Raw genomic sequence first — 14,390 nt, 5'->3', positions numbered from 1 at the left:
GCGGGGTCTCGCTAAACTCGCTTCGCTCAAACAACGCGATCCCTGATCCGCCTGAACCTGCGCTCCTCGGCGCATCCACAAGGGGCAATCGGGGGCGGGTTCGGGAACGGATTCGGATGCGGAGACAGTGGAGGTCGGTTATTTCCAGGGGGTGGGAGGTGGGATGTCGCAGACCGGGTCCACGTCAATCGACTTGAAATCCGCCGGCCCGACGATTTCCAGGTATTCCATGTCGGGGGAGTAGTCGAACAGAAAGTGCTTGATGCCCGGGCGCTGGTGCACCACGTCGCCGGCCTCGACCAGGGTTTCCTTGTCTTCGTACATAAAGCGGGCCCAGCCCTTGACCATGATGACGATCTGGAAATCCGCCTCATGACGGTGCCATCCCGTGCCCGTTTCCGGTGCCATGTTCGCCTTGACAAGGTGCGCGATCACCTGGCCGTTGGTCGCGTCTGCGATACCGAGGTCGCGGTAAAGGAAAAAATCGCGCAAACCGCCGGAAACAAACTGCGTGTCGCCGGGCTTGACGTGGGAAAACTTGGTTGCGGTGCGGTCCAGCATGGGGTGCTCCTGTTCCATCAAGACATCCAACTCGGGATTGGTGCGGTGCAGCAAGCATGAAGCGTTCCAAAGCTATTTCAGGTAGCAATTTTTTGTGTATTTATGCCGTTGCCTGAATGCGGCAGCTGTGGTGAAAATTGAGTTGAGGCGGTGCGAGTCTTGACGAAGACTGGCGCTCCTTCCGATTTCTATTCCTGATCGGATATTGGCTAACCGGCTTCGCAATTATCAGAAGCTATTAAAAGGAAAAGGGGGTAGTTATGGAGATGAAACCTGGGAGTCAGGCAGGTCGCGAAAAGGAATTCCAGATCATCCTGGAAAGCAAAGGGCTGACAGACGAGGTAATGGCCGAAGTTCTGGAGGCCGCCAGACGCGTTCTGAAGCAGCGGAACCTGCTCGAGATCTTTGATATCCGCACTCTTGACGTGTCGGAGATTTCCACCGCGGTGATCGATCAGGCCGCCAGCCGAGGTTGTGGAACGCACCGTGTCTGTCGCAGTGTTCGTTATTGTGAGGACTTTGACAATGGATGGCGTGCTTGCGGTTCCCGATTGGAGTGCGAGGATTTCCCCAATTGTTGACGAATTGCAGAGGCACCTGACATGACGTCGACCTGGCGATGATGTGTGTCATGGCAATAATTACATCCTTCACTCAACCCTCTGGGATAATCCCTTCCCATGAGCGGAAATACCCTAGGCACCCTATTCGCGGTCACCAATTTTGGTGAATCCCACGGCCCGGCCATTGGCTGTGTGATTGATGGCTGCCCGCCGGGCATGGAATTGAGCGAGGCGGACATCCAGGCCGACCTGGACCGCCGCCGTCCCGGCACCAGCCGCCATGTGACGCAGCGCAACGAGCCCGATGCGGTCGAGATCCTCTCCGGCGTTTATCAGGGCAAGACCACCGGCACGCCGATCTGCCTGCTGATCCGCAACACCGACCAGCGCAGCAAGGACTACAGCAACATCCTGGAAACCTTCCGCCCCGGCCATGCCGACTACAGCTACCTGCACAAATACGGCCTGCGCGACCCGCGCGGCGGCGGGCGGTCCTCGGCAAGGCTGACAGCGCCCACTGTGGCGGCCGGCGCCGTCGCCAAAAAATGGCTGGCCGAAAAATACGGCACGGTGTTTCGCGGCTGCATGACGCAGGTCGGCGATGAGGTCATTCCGTTTGAATCCTGGGAGCACGTGCCGAACAATCCGTTTTTTGCGCCGGTGGCCGATGTCTCCAAGCTGGAAAACTATATGGACGCCCTGCGCAAGGCCGGCGACTCCTGCGGCGCGCGCATACGCGTGACGGCCTCAGGCATACCGGTCGGCTTGGGCGAGCCGCTGTATGACAAGCTGGACGCCGACATTGCCTTTGCCATGATGGGCATCAATGCGGTCAAGGGTGTGGAAATCGGCGCGGGTTTCGCCAGCGTCACGCAGCGCGGCACCACACACGGTGATTCGCTGACGCCCGAAGGTTTCCTTTCGAACAACGCCGGCGGCGTGCTGGGCGGTATCAGCACCGGGCAAGACCTGGAAGTCTCGATTGCCATCAAGCCCACCAGTTCCATCATCACGCCGCGCCAGTCCATCGACACGGCCGGCAACCCGGCGGAAGTGGTGACCAAGGGCCGCCACGACCCCTGCGTGGGCATACGCGCCACGCCGATCGCCGAAGCGCTGCTGGCGCTGGTGGTGATGGAGCATGCGCTGCGCCAGCGCGCGCAGAACGCGGACGTGGTCGTCAGCACGCCCGACATCATGCGAAGCCGCCCATAAATCTGCTGCGCGGCCCGCGCCTTGGCCCTCAAGGCTCGGGCGGCGCGGAGCGGAACGGGTTGAATCCCGTGATCAGCGCGGTGGCCGACAGCACAAGAATGCAGCCGGGCAGCATGCTGGCCGTGACCGGCTCCCCGAGGAACAGTCCGCCCCAGGTCACGCCGAACAGCGGGATCATGAAAGCCGCCGAGGTGGTGGCGCTGGCCGGGATCTCGCGCATCAGCCGCATGCTGATCCAGTACATAAACCCCGAGGTGAAGGTGCCCAGCACCGTCACTGCGGCCACGGCGCCGGGTGTCAGCTCGGCCGACGGTGCGGCGATACCACCCGGCAGCAGCAGGATCAGGGCCGCGGCAATGTGCACCACCGCCGACGAGGGCAGCGGCGAGTAGGCCATGGTGGCGCGCTTCATGAGGACGGCGCCAAAGCCGTAGCTGGCCGACGCGGCCACGCAGGCCAGCGCCGCCAGAACCACCCTGGGCGTGACGGCCACGGGCCCCAACTGCACCAGCAGCGCGACGCCGGCAAAACCTACCGCACAGCCGAGCAGGCGGATACGGGTGAGTTTTTCTTCGCCGGCCAGCGCCGCGGCCATCACGCCGAAGAGCGGCACCGTGGCATTGAGCACCGCCGAGTAACCCGAGGGGATGACCAGCGCCGCCCAGTTGTACAGCACAAAAGGCATCACCACCGACAGCATGCTCAGCAAGGCCAGCCGTGGCCAGGCCCGGCGCGGCGGCCAGTTGCCGCGCAGCGTGACCATCAGCAGGCCCAGCACGATGGACGCCAGGATGCAGCGGGCGGCCGCCACCACCCACGGCCCCAGGGCCGGGCTGGCAATGCGAAGAAGGGGAAATGAAGCGCCCCAGAGGGCGGACATCGCGATGAGCTGGAGGAAGTGTCGGGTTTGCATGAAACGCCGCACGGGCGGCAGTGGAAGCGGCGTTGTGGAAGGGGGCTGTTTGATTGTGCAAGATTCGGCCCGACGTTGCAGCGGAGGCCGGGGCAAGACCCGGCTTCACCCCCGACCAGCGACCGCAAAGCTAAATCAGGTTCCTCATCGCCTGCGCCGTCTCGCGCAAGACAGACAAAACCCTCCCTACCGCCTCCTCGCTCGACTCATGCCCCATGGGCATGGTCACGCTGAGCGCCCCCGCCACGTCGCCGTGCCGGTCGCGCAGGGGCACCGCGATACCCCGGTAATTCAACTCCAGTTGCTGTTCGGAAATCGCCCAGCCCTGGGCCCGCACGCGGGCCAGTTCTATGCGCAGGCGGTCTTTGCTGGCGATGGTGTAGGAGGTGTAGGCCTTGAGTTCGTGGTTGGCCAGCCATTTATCCAGCCAGGCGGGCTCGCGCATGGACAGCATCAGCAAACCCGCCGCCGTGACCTGGGCCTGCACGCGCGAGCCCAGCACATAGCCGGTGTTCATCGCGCGGCTGGAGCCGTTGCGCGCGATGTAGACGATGTCGTCCCCATCCATCACGCTGACATACGCGCTTTCCTGAGTGCCGGCGGTCACGCGCTGCAAAAAGGGCTGGACGATGCGCGGCAGCCGGGCTGATTCAAGATAGGACTGGCCCAGCCTGAGCACGCGCGGCGTGAGCCAGAACAGCTTGCCGTCGCCGGCCACATAGCCCAGGTGTTCCAGCGTCAGCAGGTAGCGGCGCGCCGCGGTGCGCGTCATGCCGCAGCGCGCGCCGGCCTGGCTGGCCGTCAGGCGCGGGTTGGCGTCGTCAAAACATTCAATGATGCCCAGGCCTTTTTCCAGGCCGGCGATCCAGTCGCGTTTGTCGAGCGCGGGCGGGCTGGGCGCCTGCAGGGCGTCTGGCTGTGGGGGGGCGCTAGGGGTGCTCATAGGTCAAACCCTTGTTTCGGTCGATTGTCGATCATTATTGATCGATAATCGCGCAAATATCAAGGATATTCCTTTGAAGTAGCCTTATCGGCCTATAAAGTTCAGGCCATCAAGTGCTGATTAATCGATCATCGAACGGATCAGCAAAATAACAAGGCGAACTTCGACATGCTTCCAACCGTCCAGGGCAATACCGATGTCTACCTGATTCCCGGCGATCCGGTGGAGCAGGTCCGCGCGCCCGATGTCTTCAACCTGATCTTCAGGACCCTGGGCATCAATGCCGTGCTGGTGCCCGTGCACGTGGCGGCCGGCGACATCGAGACTTTTGTGCGCGCGGCTTTTCTGGCAAAGAACATCAAGGGCATGTTCCTGGCCATTCCCCACAAGTCGCTGGTGATGGGCCTGCTGTCGCACTGCAACGACTATGGCCGCGTGGCCGGCGCCGTCAACGGCATTCGCCGCAACCCGGACGGCAAGCTCGAAGGCGGGCTGTTCGACGGCAAGGGCTTTGTGTCTTCGCTCGACTACTTCGGCGTGGCCTATACCGGCAAGCGGGTGCTGGTGCTGGGTGCCGGCGGCGGCGCCTCGGCGATTGCCGCCTCGCTGGCGATTGCCGGCAGCCGTGCCCCAGCCGAAATCGCGCTCTACGACCCGGTGCCGGGCAAGGCCCTGGCGATCGCGGGGCGCATTGCCTCGGCACCGCAGGCCGCGGGCACGCTGGTGCTGGCCGCCGCCGGCAGCGATCCCTCGGGCTACGACCTGGTGGTCAATGCCTCGCCCCTGGGCCTGCAGGCCGCCGACCCGCTGCCCTGCGATGTGTCGCGCCTGGCGCCGCATGCGGCGGTGGTCGACATCCTCATGAAAAACCAGCCCACGCCGCTGGTGCGCGCGGTGCGCGGCCGTGGGCTGGTGGCCCAGCCCGGCTTTGAAATGCTGATCCAGCAGGCGCCTGATTACCTGGAGTTCTTCGGCTATGCCGAGGCCGCCGAGGCGGTGCGCCGCGACGCGACCTTTATCCGCGAGCATTTGTACCCGGCCGCGATGGCGGGTGAAATCCGGCGTATCCCGGCGGGCGGCCGGGCGACGGTTTCCGGGGCGCACGCCAGTGCGCCGCTGGCCGCCCTGTGAGGGTCATTTTTTGACCGCATTGATTTTTAACCAGAGGAGACAAGCATGCAAAAACGATTCGCCCTTCAATTGATTGCGGCCTGCGCGCTGGCCATGGGCAGCACGGCCGGCTTCGCGCAAGACGTGATCAAGATCGCCAACATCGTGGAACTGTCCGGCGGCGGCGCCACGGCGGGCACCAACTTCAAGAACGGCGTGGAACTGGCCGTCAAGGAAATCAATGCCGGCGGCGGCATCCTGGGCAAAAAAATCCAGACCAGCACCGCCGACACGCAAAGCAATCCCGGCGTGGCCAAGGGCCTGACGCAAAAAGCCATTGACGACAATGTGTTCGCCATCTTCGGCCCGGTGTTCTCCGGCTCCATCATGGTCAGCATGGCCGAGTCGCGGCGCGCCGAAGTGCCCAACTTCACCGGCGGCGAGGCGGCCAGCATCACCGAGCAGGGCAACCCTTACGTGTTCCGCACCAGCTTCACGCAGGCCACCGCCATGCCCAAGGTGGCGCGCTACATCAGCGACCAGGCCAAGCTCAAGAGCATTGCCGTCATCTACGTGAACAACGACTTCGGCAAGGGCGGCATGGACTCGATCCGCAAGGCCCTGGCCAACTCGCCGACCAAGATCCTCGCTGAAATTTCCACCGAACCCGGCCAGGTCGACTTCTCGGCCGCGGTGCTGCGCGCCAAACAAAGCAACGCGGACGGCGTGTTCGCCTATTCGAACGAGGAAGAATCGGCGCGCCTGCTGCGCGAATTGCGCAAGCAGGGCTGGACCAAACCCATCATCGGCGAAACCACGCTGACCGGCCAGAAAGTCATCGAGCTGGCCGGCGAGGCCGCCAACGGCGCGATCGCCCACGTGGGCCTGACGGTGGACGCCCCGGTGCCTGCCATCCGCGCCTTCAAGGCCAAGTTCGAGAAGGAGTACAAATACATCTCCGACCACAACGGCATGAAGGGCTACTCCGGTGTCTACGTGCTCAAGGCCGCGATTGAAAAGGCCGGCAAGCTGGACCGCAAGGCCGTGGCCGAAGCCATGAAGGGCCTGAAGGTCAACACCGACAAATACCCCGGCGCGCTGATGTACACCGAGTTCGACAACAAGGGTGACCTCGACCGCATGAGCTTCATGGTGGAAGTCAAAAACGGCAAGCAGGACGTCATCGACATGGTGCCGCCCCTGGGCCTGGCCACCCGCGACGTGAGCAAGGCCATTCCTGCGGCTACCACTGCTGCCGCCGCACCCAAGCCTGCCGCATCCAAACCGGCCGCCAAGAAGTAACCTGAAACCCCGGCCGCCGGTGGGCAGGGCGCAGGCCCGCCCACCGGAGCCTCCGCTGACCACAACCGGCCTTCTCCACCATCGGACTTCTCCATGACGGACTTTCTCCAACTCTTTTTTTCGGGCCTGGCCACCGGCAGCATTTATGCGCTGGCGGCACTGGGCTTTACCCTGCTGTGGCAGGCCTCGGGAACCATCAACTTCGCCCAGGGCGAATTTGTCATGCTGCCGGCCTTCATGATGCTGGCCTTCATCTCTCTGGGCGCGCCCATGCTGGTGAGCTTTGTGATGGCGGTGCTGCTGGCCGTGCTGCTGCTGGGCTGGGTTTTCAAGCGGGGCGTGGTGGACCCGCTCTTCAAATACGGCATGATGCCCATCGTCGTGGCGACCATAGGGCTTTCGATTGCCCTGCGCAACGGCGTGCGCGCCGGCTATAGCGCCGAAGCCCATCCTTTCCCCAGCCTGTTTGCCGACAAGCTGTTCAACATCGCCGGGGTCACGATCACCCTGCAGGACGTGGGCACCTTCGCGCTGGCGCTGGTGGTGGTGATGGCGACGCAGGCCTTCCTGGCAAAAACCGTGACGGGCCGCGCCATGCAGGCCGTCGCGCAAAACACCGAGAGCGCCTCGGTGCTGGGCATCAATGTGCCGCGCATGATTTTCTACACCTTCGCCATCAACGCCGTGCTGGCGGTGGTGGCCGCCTTGCTGGTCACGCCCACCTACCTCGCCAAGTTCGACATGGGCGAGGGCCTGGGCACCAAGGCATTTTTCGCCGCCATCATCGGCGGGTTCAACAACTCGCGCGGCGCGCTGCTGGGCGGCCTGATCGTGGGGGTAGCTGAAAACCTCGCCTCGGCCTACATCTCGCCGGCCTACAAGGACGCGGTGGCGCTGGTGATTTTCATGGTGGTGATTCTCTTCAAGCCGCAGGGCCTGCTGGGTAAAAAAGAGGAGCGCAAGGTATGAAGCTCGCCAACAACAAATTCGCCCTGGTGCTGACGGTCCTGGCTGCCTTGCTGGTGTTGGTGGTGCCGCAGTTCCTCAAGAACTACGGCATCTACCTGCTGACCTACTGGCTGGTCTTTATTGTCGCCACCATGGGCCTGAACCTCACGGTCGGCTACGCGGGCCAGAAGTCGCTGGGCCATGCGGCCTTCTTCGGCATAGGCGCGTACACCGTGGCCATCCTGATGAAAGCCGGGGTCAGTTTCTGGCTGGGCCTGCCGGCCGCCGCGCTGATCTGCTTTGCCGTCGGCCTGGTCCTGGGTTTTCCGGCGCTGCGCGTGCAGGCGATTTACCTGGCCTTCGCCACGCTGGGCTTCAACACCGCGATCTGGCTGGTGATGCGCAACGAGGAGTGGCTCACGGGCGGCACTTTCGGCATCAACAACATCGCGCGGCCCTCGCTGTTCGGCTACTCGCTCGAAGGCAACCTGGCGTACTACTACTTCGTGCTGGCGGTCACCCTGCTGCTGGCGGGCCTGCTGTGGGGCCTGCTGCGCTCGCCCTGGGGCAAGGCCTTCACCGCGCTGCGCGACAACCCGATACGCGCCGAAAGCCTGGGCGTGAACATTCGCAACTACACGCTGCTGAGTTTTGCCATAGGCGCGGTCTATGCGGGCATTGCGGGCGCGCTGTTCGCCTCGCTGGTGCAGTTTATCGAGCCCGGGCCTTTCGCCGTGGCTGCGTCCATCATGCTGTACCTGATGGTGGTGGTCGGCGGTGCCGGTTACTTCCTCGGGCCTGTCGTCGGCGCCGCCGTGGGCGTGGTGCTGCCGGAATGGCTGCGCGACGTGCCCCTGGTGTCCAACTGGTATTTGCCGATGTTTGGCGCCGCCGTGGTGATTTTGATGGTCTGGCTGCCCGATGGTTTGCTCAGCATTCCCGACCGCATTCGCAGCAAGCGCGCGGCGCGCGAAGCATCGCAGGCACGTGCGGCGGCCGCCGGCCGGATCGGAGCGACGTCATGAGCCATGCATTGTTAAAAGTCACAGGACTCAAAAAAGCTTACGGCGCCATCCAGGCCGTGGGCGGTGTGTCCTTCGAAGTCATGCCGGGCGAGATCTTCGGCGTCATAGGCCCCAACGGTTCGGGCAAGACCACCATGTTCAACAGCGTGCTGGGCCAGATCACACCCAACGAGGGCGCTATCGAGCTCAACGGCCAGAACATCACCGGCCTGTCGCCGCTGGAGCTGAGCCGCCGCGGCGTGGGCCGTACCTTCCAGACCCTGCAGGTCTTCGGCAAGATGACGGTGCGCGACAACCTCATCGTGGCCGCGCAGGAGCACAAGGGCAGCATGTTCAGCCGCATGTTCGCGCCCGGCGATTCAGGCCTGGGCGACAAGGCCGACGCGCTGATCGACCAGTTCCGCATACGCCACGTGGCCGACAAGCTGGCCGGCACCCTGAGCTACGGCCAGCAGAAACTGGTGGACATCGCCATGGCCTTTATGGCCGAGCCCGACCTGGTGCTGCTCGACGAGCCCTGCGCCGGCGTGAACCCCAGCCTGGTGGGCGGCATTTCCTCGCTGCTCAAGGAACTCAACCAGAACCCCAGGTTCGGCCGCAAGAGCTCTTTTGTCGTGATCGAGCACAACATGGATTTTGTGATGGACCTGTGCCACCGCATCATGGTGATGGTGGAGGGCAAAGTCATGGCCATCGGCACACCGGCCGAGATCCGCGCTAACAAAGAAGTGCTCGACGCTTACCTCGGAAACTGACATGGCAAACGACACCTGTATTGAATTCGACGACGTGGTGGCGGGTTACAAGGATTTCATGATCCTGAACAACCTGTCCTTCAAGGTCAGGCGCGGCTCCATCACCCTGCTGCTGGGCCCCAACGGCGCGGGCAAGTCCACTGTGCTCAAAACCCTGTTCGGCCTGCTCAAGCCTCGCCAGGGCCGCATCCTGCTGGAGGGCGAGGACATCTCGGGCGCCAGCCAGAAGGAACTGCTGGCCAAGGGCATTGCCTTCGTGCCGCAGGGCCGCAACCTGTTCGGGCAGCTGACCGTGTTCCAGAACCTGGAGCTGGGCGGCATTACCCTGGGCACCAAGACCACGCACGAGCGCATTCCCGAGGTGCTGGAGTTTTTCCCGCGCGTGAAGGAGCGTTTGCATTCACAGGCCTCGGCCCTGTCGGGCGGCGAGCAAAAGCAGCTCGAGATCGGCCGCGCGCTGCTGCTGCGCCCCAAGGTGCTGCTGATCGACGAGCCCTCCATAGGCCTGTCGCCCATGGTGGTGCAGGACGTATTCAAGCTGCTGCAGAAGCTGGCGGCCCAGGGCACGACGGTGCTGATGGTGGAGCAGAACGTCAAGAGCGCGCTCAAGATCTCGGACGACGCCATCGCACTGGAATCGGGCCAGCTGGTGCTGCACAAGCCGGCCGCCCAATTGCTGGCCGACCCGAACATCGAGCGCCTGTTCCTGGGCGGCGGCCATGTACCGGGCGCAGCCGTGAAGGCCGCCTGATCTGTCTGGAACACCTGACCGGGAGAACACCATGAGCACCGCCACGCAAGCCCCCACCGACCGCGAAGCCATCCCCGAAGTCGCCAACCCGCTGGGCATGGACGGGATTGAGTTCATCGAATACACCACCTCCAAGCCCCAGGCCCTGGGCCAGGTGCTGGAGATGATGGGTTTCAGGCCGGTGGCGCGGCACCGCTCGCGCGAGGTCATGCTGTACCGCCAGGGCGGCATGAACGTCATCGTCAATGCCCACATCCCCGCCATGCCCGACGGCGCCGCGCCCACCGATAAACCGGTGATCGCCGCCGTCGCGCTGCGCGTGCGCGACGCGGCCGAGGCCTACCGCCGCGCCCTGGCGCGCGGCGCCTGGGCCGTGCCTTCGCGTGTCGAGGTGATGGAGCTCAACATCCCGGCCATCCACGGCGTGGGCAAGAGCCGCATTTATTTTGTCGACCGCTACGACACCTTCTCGATCTACGACGTGGACTTCGTGCCCATCCCGACCGTGGATCCGCGCCCGCCGGCCGTCGCCGGACTGCATTTTTTCGGCGTCGTGCAGTACATCGGCAACGACCGCACCGAGGACTGGGCCGAGTTCTACCGCGAGCTTTTCGGTTTCACCGACCTGCCCGACGACCAGCGCTTCGGCATACTGCCCAAGGGCCGCATCCTGCGCAGCCCCTGTCCGGCGGCCTCGCGCTTTTACCTGCAACTGATAGAGCCCGAAGCCAGCGTGCTGGACGTGGAGGGCGACGAAGCCCTGCAGCGCGTGGGCCTGGGCAGCCCCGACGTGCTGGCCTCGGTGGCCGAACTCACCAAGCGCGGCGTGGAGTTTGTCGAATCGCGCGGCGTGCATACCGAGGACCGCGGCGCGCTCACGCGTACCTGGATGGGCAGCGTGAGCTTTGAGTTGGTCCACAACGAACGCTGAACGGGCGGTACACACCATGAGCCACTACAGCGGAAACATTGACGACTTCGGGATGGACACCATCTCGCTCGCGGGGCCGCTGGAGGCCAAGCTCAAGGCCGTGCGCGAAGCCGGCTTCACGCAGATCATGCTGGCGGCCAGGGACATCGTCGGCCATCCCGAAGGCATGCAGGCCGCCGTTGCGGCGGTGCGCGCCAGTGGCCTGCGCGTCACCGGCTTTCAGGTGCTGCGCGACTTCGAGGGCCTTTCGGGCCACCTGCACGACTACAAGATGGACATCGCCAAGTCCATGCTGGACATGTGCCATGCGCTGGACTGCCGGCTGCTGCTGGTCTGCTCCTCGACCTCGGTACATGCCACGGACGAGACCGCCGCGCTGGTCAAGGACCTGCGCAAGCTGGCCATGCTGGCGATCCCCATGAACATCAAGATCGCCTACGAGGCCCTCTCATGGGGCCGCGTGGTCAACGAGTTTCCGCAGGCTTGGGAGATCATCTGCCAGGCCGACATGCCCAACCTGGGCCTGGGCTTTGACTCCTACCATATGTTCGCCACGAACACCTCGCTGGAGGAACTCGACATCCTGGACCCGGACAAGATTTTCCTGGTGCAGCTGGCCGACTTCATGTGGACCGAAATCAAGTCGGTCGAGGAGCGCATCGCCACGGCCCGGCATTTCCGCGTGTTCCCGGGCGAGGGCGTGCACAGCGAGGCGCTGGCCACGCTGGTGACCCGGCTGCACGGCCTGGGCTACCGCGGCGACTACAGTTTTGAGGTGTTCAACGACGACTACCAGCAGATGCCCTTGCCCTCGGTGGCGGAGCGCGCCTGGCGCTCGGCCCTGTGGCTGGGCGAAGACGTGCTGCGGCGCTCGGTGCCGTTGCCGAATCAGATGCGATTGAAACGGTGAGGGTACATGCCGGGTTTGACTATTTTGAGAGTTGCACGGAATGAGCAGTATTTTTGAAGGTTTCCTCTCCACACCCGAAGTCCTGGATGCGTTCAGCGAGCGCAACTTCATTGATGCGATGCTGCGCTTTGAGGCTTCGCTGGCGCGCGCCCAGGCCGGCGCCGGCCTGATCCCCGAGGCCGCCGCCCAGTCCATCGTCGGCACCTGCAAGGTCGAGCTCTTCGACGTCGCCAAGATCGTGCGCGAAAGCGGGCGCGCCGGCAGCATCGCAATCCCGCTGGTCAAAAGCCTCAAGGAGACCGTGGCGCTGTTCAACAAGGAGGCCGCCGCTTATGTGCATTTCGGCTCCACGTCGCAGGACGTCATCGACACCGCGCTGGCGCTGGTGACGCGCAATGCGCTGAACCTGGTCGAGGCCGACATCCGCAAGGCGGTGGCGGCCCTGCTGGTGCTGGCGCGCCGCCACGCGGCCGATCCGGTGATGGCCCGCACCCTGATGCAGCCGGCTTCGGTCACGAGTTTTGGTTTTAAATGCGCGGGCTGGGCCGCGCCGCTGGCGCGCAGCCTGCTGCGCCTGCGGGCCGCCGGCGACAGCGCGCTGGCCGTGCAACTGGGCGGCGCGGTGGGCACGCTGGCGCAAATGCAGGGCAAGGGCCCGCAGATCATCGCCCACATGGCTGCCGACTTGAAGCTCAAGGCCAGCGCCTTCCCCTGGCACACCCAGCGCGACGAATGGGTGGCGCTGGGCTGCGAACTGGGCCTGCTGGTGGGCAGCCTGGGCAAGATCGCAAAGGACATTTCGCTGATGGGCCAGTACGAGATCGGCGAACTGGCCGAGCCCACCGAGCCCGGGCGCGGCGGCTCGTCGGCCATGCCGCACAAGCGCAACCCGGTTGCCTGCATGGTGGCGCTGGCGGCCAGCGCGCGCGCGCCGCAGCGCGTGGCCGCCTTGCTGGCCGCCATGCCGCAGGAACACGAGCGTGCACTGGGCAACTGGCAGGCCGAGCTGGCCGAATGGCCGGGCCTGCTGATGTCGGCGCACGGCTCGGTGCGCGCCATGGCCCATGCGCTGCCCGGCCTGCAGGTGGATACCCGGCGCATGCGCGCCAACCTGGACGCGCTGCGCGCCGAGCTGCCGCCCGATGCGGCCGAGGAATGGTTTAACCCCGAACTGGCCACGCAGGCCGCGGCCCAGGCCCACGCCCAGGCCGACGCGCTGCAGGCCATGGTTTCGCAACCCGACGACAACAAACGCAGCAAGGTGAGCCCATGAGCAACGCGAAAAGTGACAACGAAAAGGGCATGGTCAACCGCCGCCGCGTCCTCGGCGACGCCTGGGTGGACAAGTCCATCGCCAAAAGCAACGCCTTCAACAGCGAGTTCCAGGACCTGATCACGCGTTATGCCTGGAACGAGATCTGGGGCCGGCCGGCGCTGGGCGACAAGACGCGCCGCCTCATGGTGCTGTCGACCATGATCGCGCTCAAGGCCTATGAGGAGTTCGTGATGCATGTGCGCGCCGCGCTGGACGGCCCGCCCGAATCGCGGCTCACGCCCGACGAGATCAAGGAAGTCATTTTGCAGGCCGCGATTTACTGCGGTGTTCCCGCCGCCAACCATGCCTTCGCGCTGGCCGGCGAGATCCTGCGCGAAAAAGGCCTGCTGCCGGAAAGCCAGACATGAAAAAACCTCATCTGCACTGGGTCCAGGAGGGCAGCGGCCCGGTCGTGGTGCTCAGCCATGCGCTGGGCTGCGAACTCGGCATGTGGGACGGCGTGGCCGCCGCGCTCAAGTCGAGCTACACCGTGCTGCGCTACGACCACCGCGGCCACGGCCGCTCGGAAGCCGTGCCCGGGCCCTGCACCATTGACCTGCTGGCTGACGATGCGGCGGGCTTTATATCAGCGCAGGGCGGCGGCCCCGTGCATTTTGTGGGCCTGAGCATGGGCGGCATGACCGCGCAGGCGCTGGCCGCGAAATATCCCCAGCTGGTCAAAAGCATCACGGTCGCCAATGCCGCGATGTATTACGACGAAGCGGCGCGCGCCATGTGGGCGGCGCGTGTGCAGACGGTGTTGGCCCAGGGCATGGAAGCGATTGCCGACGGCGCGCTGCAGCGCTGGTTCACGCCCGAGTACCGCGCCGATGAAACAGGCGGCGGCAAACAGCGTGTGGCCGCTTTGCGCGAGCGGCTGGTGGGCACCGACGCGGCCGCCTATGCCGCGAGCTGTGAGGCGGTGGCCGGCATAGACTTTCGCGCCGGCAACGGCGGCATCCAGTGCCCCGCGCTCGTGATCGCCGGCACGCGCGACGAGGCCACGCCCGTGGCCATGTCCGAGGCGATCTGCAAAAGCATTCCGGGCGCCAGGCTCCAGACCTTGCCGGCCGCGCACCTGAGCGCGGTCGAGCAGCCGGCCGCCTTTGCCGGCCTGTTGGAGCGTTTTTTCGAAAGCCAGGGCTGAG

General features: G+C 64.7%; 16 protein-coding genes. 13 read left to right on the top strand and 3 right to left on the bottom strand.

The window, feature by feature from the left end:
• Positions 1 to 138: 138 nt before the first annotated feature.
• Positions 139 to 561, bottom strand: a complete 423-nt coding sequence (locus tag PMI15_RS15615; RefSeq protein WP_007870946.1) for a cupin domain-containing protein — start codon at positions 559 to 561, stop codon at positions 139 to 141.
• Positions 562 to 821: 260 nt separating this feature from the next.
• Between PMI15_RS15615 and PMI15_RS15610 the strand changes: the two genes are divergently transcribed.
• Complete coding sequence (locus tag PMI15_RS15610; RefSeq protein ID WP_007870944.1) at positions 822 to 1,142, top strand: hypothetical protein; 321 nt, start codon at positions 822 to 824, stop codon at positions 1,140 to 1,142.
• 99 nt (positions 1,143 to 1,241) lie between these two features.
• A complete protein-coding gene (aroC, locus tag PMI15_RS15605; protein ID WP_007870943.1) occupies positions 1,242 to 2,339 on the top strand; it encodes a chorismate synthase in 1,098 nt (365 codons plus the stop codon).
• A 28-nt stretch (positions 2,340 to 2,367) separates the two neighbouring features.
• On the opposite strand, the gene PMI15_RS15600 is transcribed toward aroC, so the two are convergent.
• Both PMI15_RS15600 and PMI15_RS15595 read right to left on the bottom strand, forming a co-directional pair.
• Positions 2,368 to 3,252 carry a DMT family transporter gene (locus PMI15_RS15600; protein WP_007870941.1) on the bottom strand — a complete coding sequence of 295 codons (885 nt, stop codon included), beginning with the start codon at positions 3,250 to 3,252 and terminating at the stop codon, positions 2,368 to 2,370.
• Positions 3,253 to 3,382: 130 nt separating this feature from the next.
• Complete coding sequence (locus PMI15_RS15595) at positions 3,383 to 4,195, bottom strand: IclR family transcriptional regulator C-terminal domain-containing protein (protein ID WP_007870937.1); 813 nt, start codon at positions 4,193 to 4,195, stop codon at positions 3,383 to 3,385.
• A 168-nt stretch (positions 4,196 to 4,363) separates the two neighbouring features.
• Here PMI15_RS15595 and PMI15_RS15590 point away from each other — a divergent pair, with 168 nt between their 5' ends.
• From PMI15_RS15590 to PMI15_RS15540, 11 genes are all read left to right on the top strand, one after another.
• A complete protein-coding gene (locus PMI15_RS15590; RefSeq protein ID WP_007870934.1) occupies positions 4,364 to 5,326 on the top strand; it encodes a shikimate dehydrogenase in 963 nt (320 codons plus the stop codon).
• 45 nt (positions 5,327 to 5,371) lie between these two features.
• Positions 5,372 to 6,607 (top strand): ABC transporter substrate-binding protein, encoded by a 1,236-nt coding sequence (locus PMI15_RS15585; protein WP_007870930.1) that lies wholly within the window; start codon positions 5,372 to 5,374, stop codon positions 6,605 to 6,607.
• 93 nt (positions 6,608 to 6,700) lie between these two features.
• Positions 6,701 to 7,576, top strand: a complete 876-nt coding sequence (locus tag PMI15_RS15580) for a branched-chain amino acid ABC transporter permease (protein ID WP_007870928.1) — start codon at positions 6,701 to 6,703, stop codon at positions 7,574 to 7,576.
• Positions 7,573 to 8,580, top strand: coding sequence for a branched-chain amino acid ABC transporter permease (locus PMI15_RS15575; protein ID WP_007870925.1), 1,008 nt, complete (start codon positions 7,573 to 7,575; stop codon positions 8,578 to 8,580). The genes PMI15_RS15580 and PMI15_RS15575 overlap by 4 nt, the downstream gene beginning before the upstream one ends.
• Positions 8,577 to 9,335, top strand: coding sequence for an ABC transporter ATP-binding protein (locus PMI15_RS15570; protein ID WP_007870923.1), 759 nt, complete (start codon positions 8,577 to 8,579; stop codon positions 9,333 to 9,335). Before PMI15_RS15575 ends, PMI15_RS15570 begins: the two co-directional genes overlap by 4 nt.
• Position 9,336: 1 nt before the next feature.
• Positions 9,337 to 10,086 carry an ABC transporter ATP-binding protein gene (locus tag PMI15_RS15565; protein WP_007870921.1) on the top strand — a complete coding sequence of 250 codons (750 nt, stop codon included), beginning with the start codon at positions 9,337 to 9,339 and terminating at the stop codon, positions 10,084 to 10,086.
• Positions 10,087 to 10,117: 31 nt separating this feature from the next.
• Positions 10,118 to 11,017, top strand: a complete 900-nt coding sequence (locus tag PMI15_RS15560; RefSeq protein ID WP_007870920.1) for a 4-hydroxyphenylpyruvate dioxygenase — start codon at positions 10,118 to 10,120, stop codon at positions 11,015 to 11,017.
• 16 nt (positions 11,018 to 11,033) lie between these two features.
• Positions 11,034 to 11,927, top strand: a complete 894-nt coding sequence (locus PMI15_RS15555) for a sugar phosphate isomerase/epimerase (RefSeq protein ID WP_007870918.1) — start codon at positions 11,034 to 11,036, stop codon at positions 11,925 to 11,927.
• 40 nt (positions 11,928 to 11,967) lie between these two features.
• A complete protein-coding gene (pcaB, locus tag PMI15_RS15550) occupies positions 11,968 to 13,200 on the top strand; it encodes a 3-carboxy-cis,cis-muconate cycloisomerase (protein WP_007870915.1) in 1,233 nt (410 codons plus the stop codon).
• Entirely contained in the window at positions 13,197 to 13,610 is a 414-nt protein-coding gene (locus tag PMI15_RS15545) for a carboxymuconolactone decarboxylase family protein (protein WP_007870914.1), read from the top strand. The genes pcaB and PMI15_RS15545 overlap by 4 nt, the downstream gene beginning before the upstream one ends.
• Positions 13,607 to 14,389: an alpha/beta fold hydrolase gene (locus tag PMI15_RS15540; protein ID WP_007870913.1), complete on the top strand. Its 783-nt coding sequence runs from the start codon at positions 13,607 to 13,609 to the stop codon at positions 14,387 to 14,389. Before PMI15_RS15545 ends, PMI15_RS15540 begins: the two co-directional genes overlap by 4 nt.
• Position 14,390: the final 1 nt, after the last annotated feature.

Source organism: Polaromonas sp. CF318 (assembly GCF_000282655.1).
Classification (GTDB): domain Bacteria; phylum Pseudomonadota; class Gammaproteobacteria; order Burkholderiales; family Burkholderiaceae_C; genus Polaromonas.
This window is presented reverse-complemented; position numbering and strand designations above follow the sequence as displayed.

Excerpts from the sequence above, each read along its gene's own strand:
- PMI15_RS15615 (WP_007870946.1), bottom strand. The coding sequence starts at position 561 with ATGCTGGACCGCACCGCAACCAAGTTTTCCCACGTCAAGCCCGGCGAC.
- PMI15_RS15610 (WP_007870944.1), top strand. The coding sequence starts at position 822 with ATGGAGATGAAACCTGGGAGTCAGGCAGGTCGCGAAAAGGAATTCCAG.
- aroC (WP_007870943.1), top strand. The coding sequence starts at position 1,242 with ATGAGCGGAAATACCCTAGGCACCCTATTCGCGGTCACCAATTTTGGT.
- PMI15_RS15600 (WP_007870941.1), bottom strand. The coding sequence starts at position 3,252 with ATGCAAACCCGACACTTCCTCCAGCTCATCGCGATGTCCGCCCTCTGG.
- PMI15_RS15595 (WP_007870937.1), bottom strand. The coding sequence starts at position 4,195 with ATGAGCACCCCTAGCGCCCCCCCACAGCCAGACGCCCTGCAGGCGCCC.
- PMI15_RS15590 (WP_007870934.1), top strand. The coding sequence starts at position 4,364 with ATGCTTCCAACCGTCCAGGGCAATACCGATGTCTACCTGATTCCCGGC.
- PMI15_RS15585 (WP_007870930.1), top strand. The coding sequence starts at position 5,372 with ATGCAAAAACGATTCGCCCTTCAATTGATTGCGGCCTGCGCGCTGGCC.
- PMI15_RS15580 (WP_007870928.1), top strand. The coding sequence starts at position 6,701 with ATGACGGACTTTCTCCAACTCTTTTTTTCGGGCCTGGCCACCGGCAGC.
- PMI15_RS15575 (WP_007870925.1), top strand. The coding sequence starts at position 7,573 with ATGAAGCTCGCCAACAACAAATTCGCCCTGGTGCTGACGGTCCTGGCT.
- PMI15_RS15570 (WP_007870923.1), top strand. The coding sequence starts at position 8,577 with ATGAGCCATGCATTGTTAAAAGTCACAGGACTCAAAAAAGCTTACGGC.
- PMI15_RS15565 (WP_007870921.1), top strand. The coding sequence starts at position 9,337 with ATGGCAAACGACACCTGTATTGAATTCGACGACGTGGTGGCGGGTTAC.
- PMI15_RS15560 (WP_007870920.1), top strand. The coding sequence starts at position 10,118 with ATGAGCACCGCCACGCAAGCCCCCACCGACCGCGAAGCCATCCCCGAA.
- PMI15_RS15555 (WP_007870918.1), top strand. The coding sequence starts at position 11,034 with ATGAGCCACTACAGCGGAAACATTGACGACTTCGGGATGGACACCATC.
- pcaB (WP_007870915.1), top strand. The coding sequence starts at position 11,968 with ATGAGCAGTATTTTTGAAGGTTTCCTCTCCACACCCGAAGTCCTGGAT.
- PMI15_RS15545 (WP_007870914.1), top strand. The coding sequence starts at position 13,197 with ATGAGCAACGCGAAAAGTGACAACGAAAAGGGCATGGTCAACCGCCGC.
- PMI15_RS15540 (WP_007870913.1), top strand. The coding sequence starts at position 13,607 with ATGAAAAAACCTCATCTGCACTGGGTCCAGGAGGGCAGCGGCCCGGTC.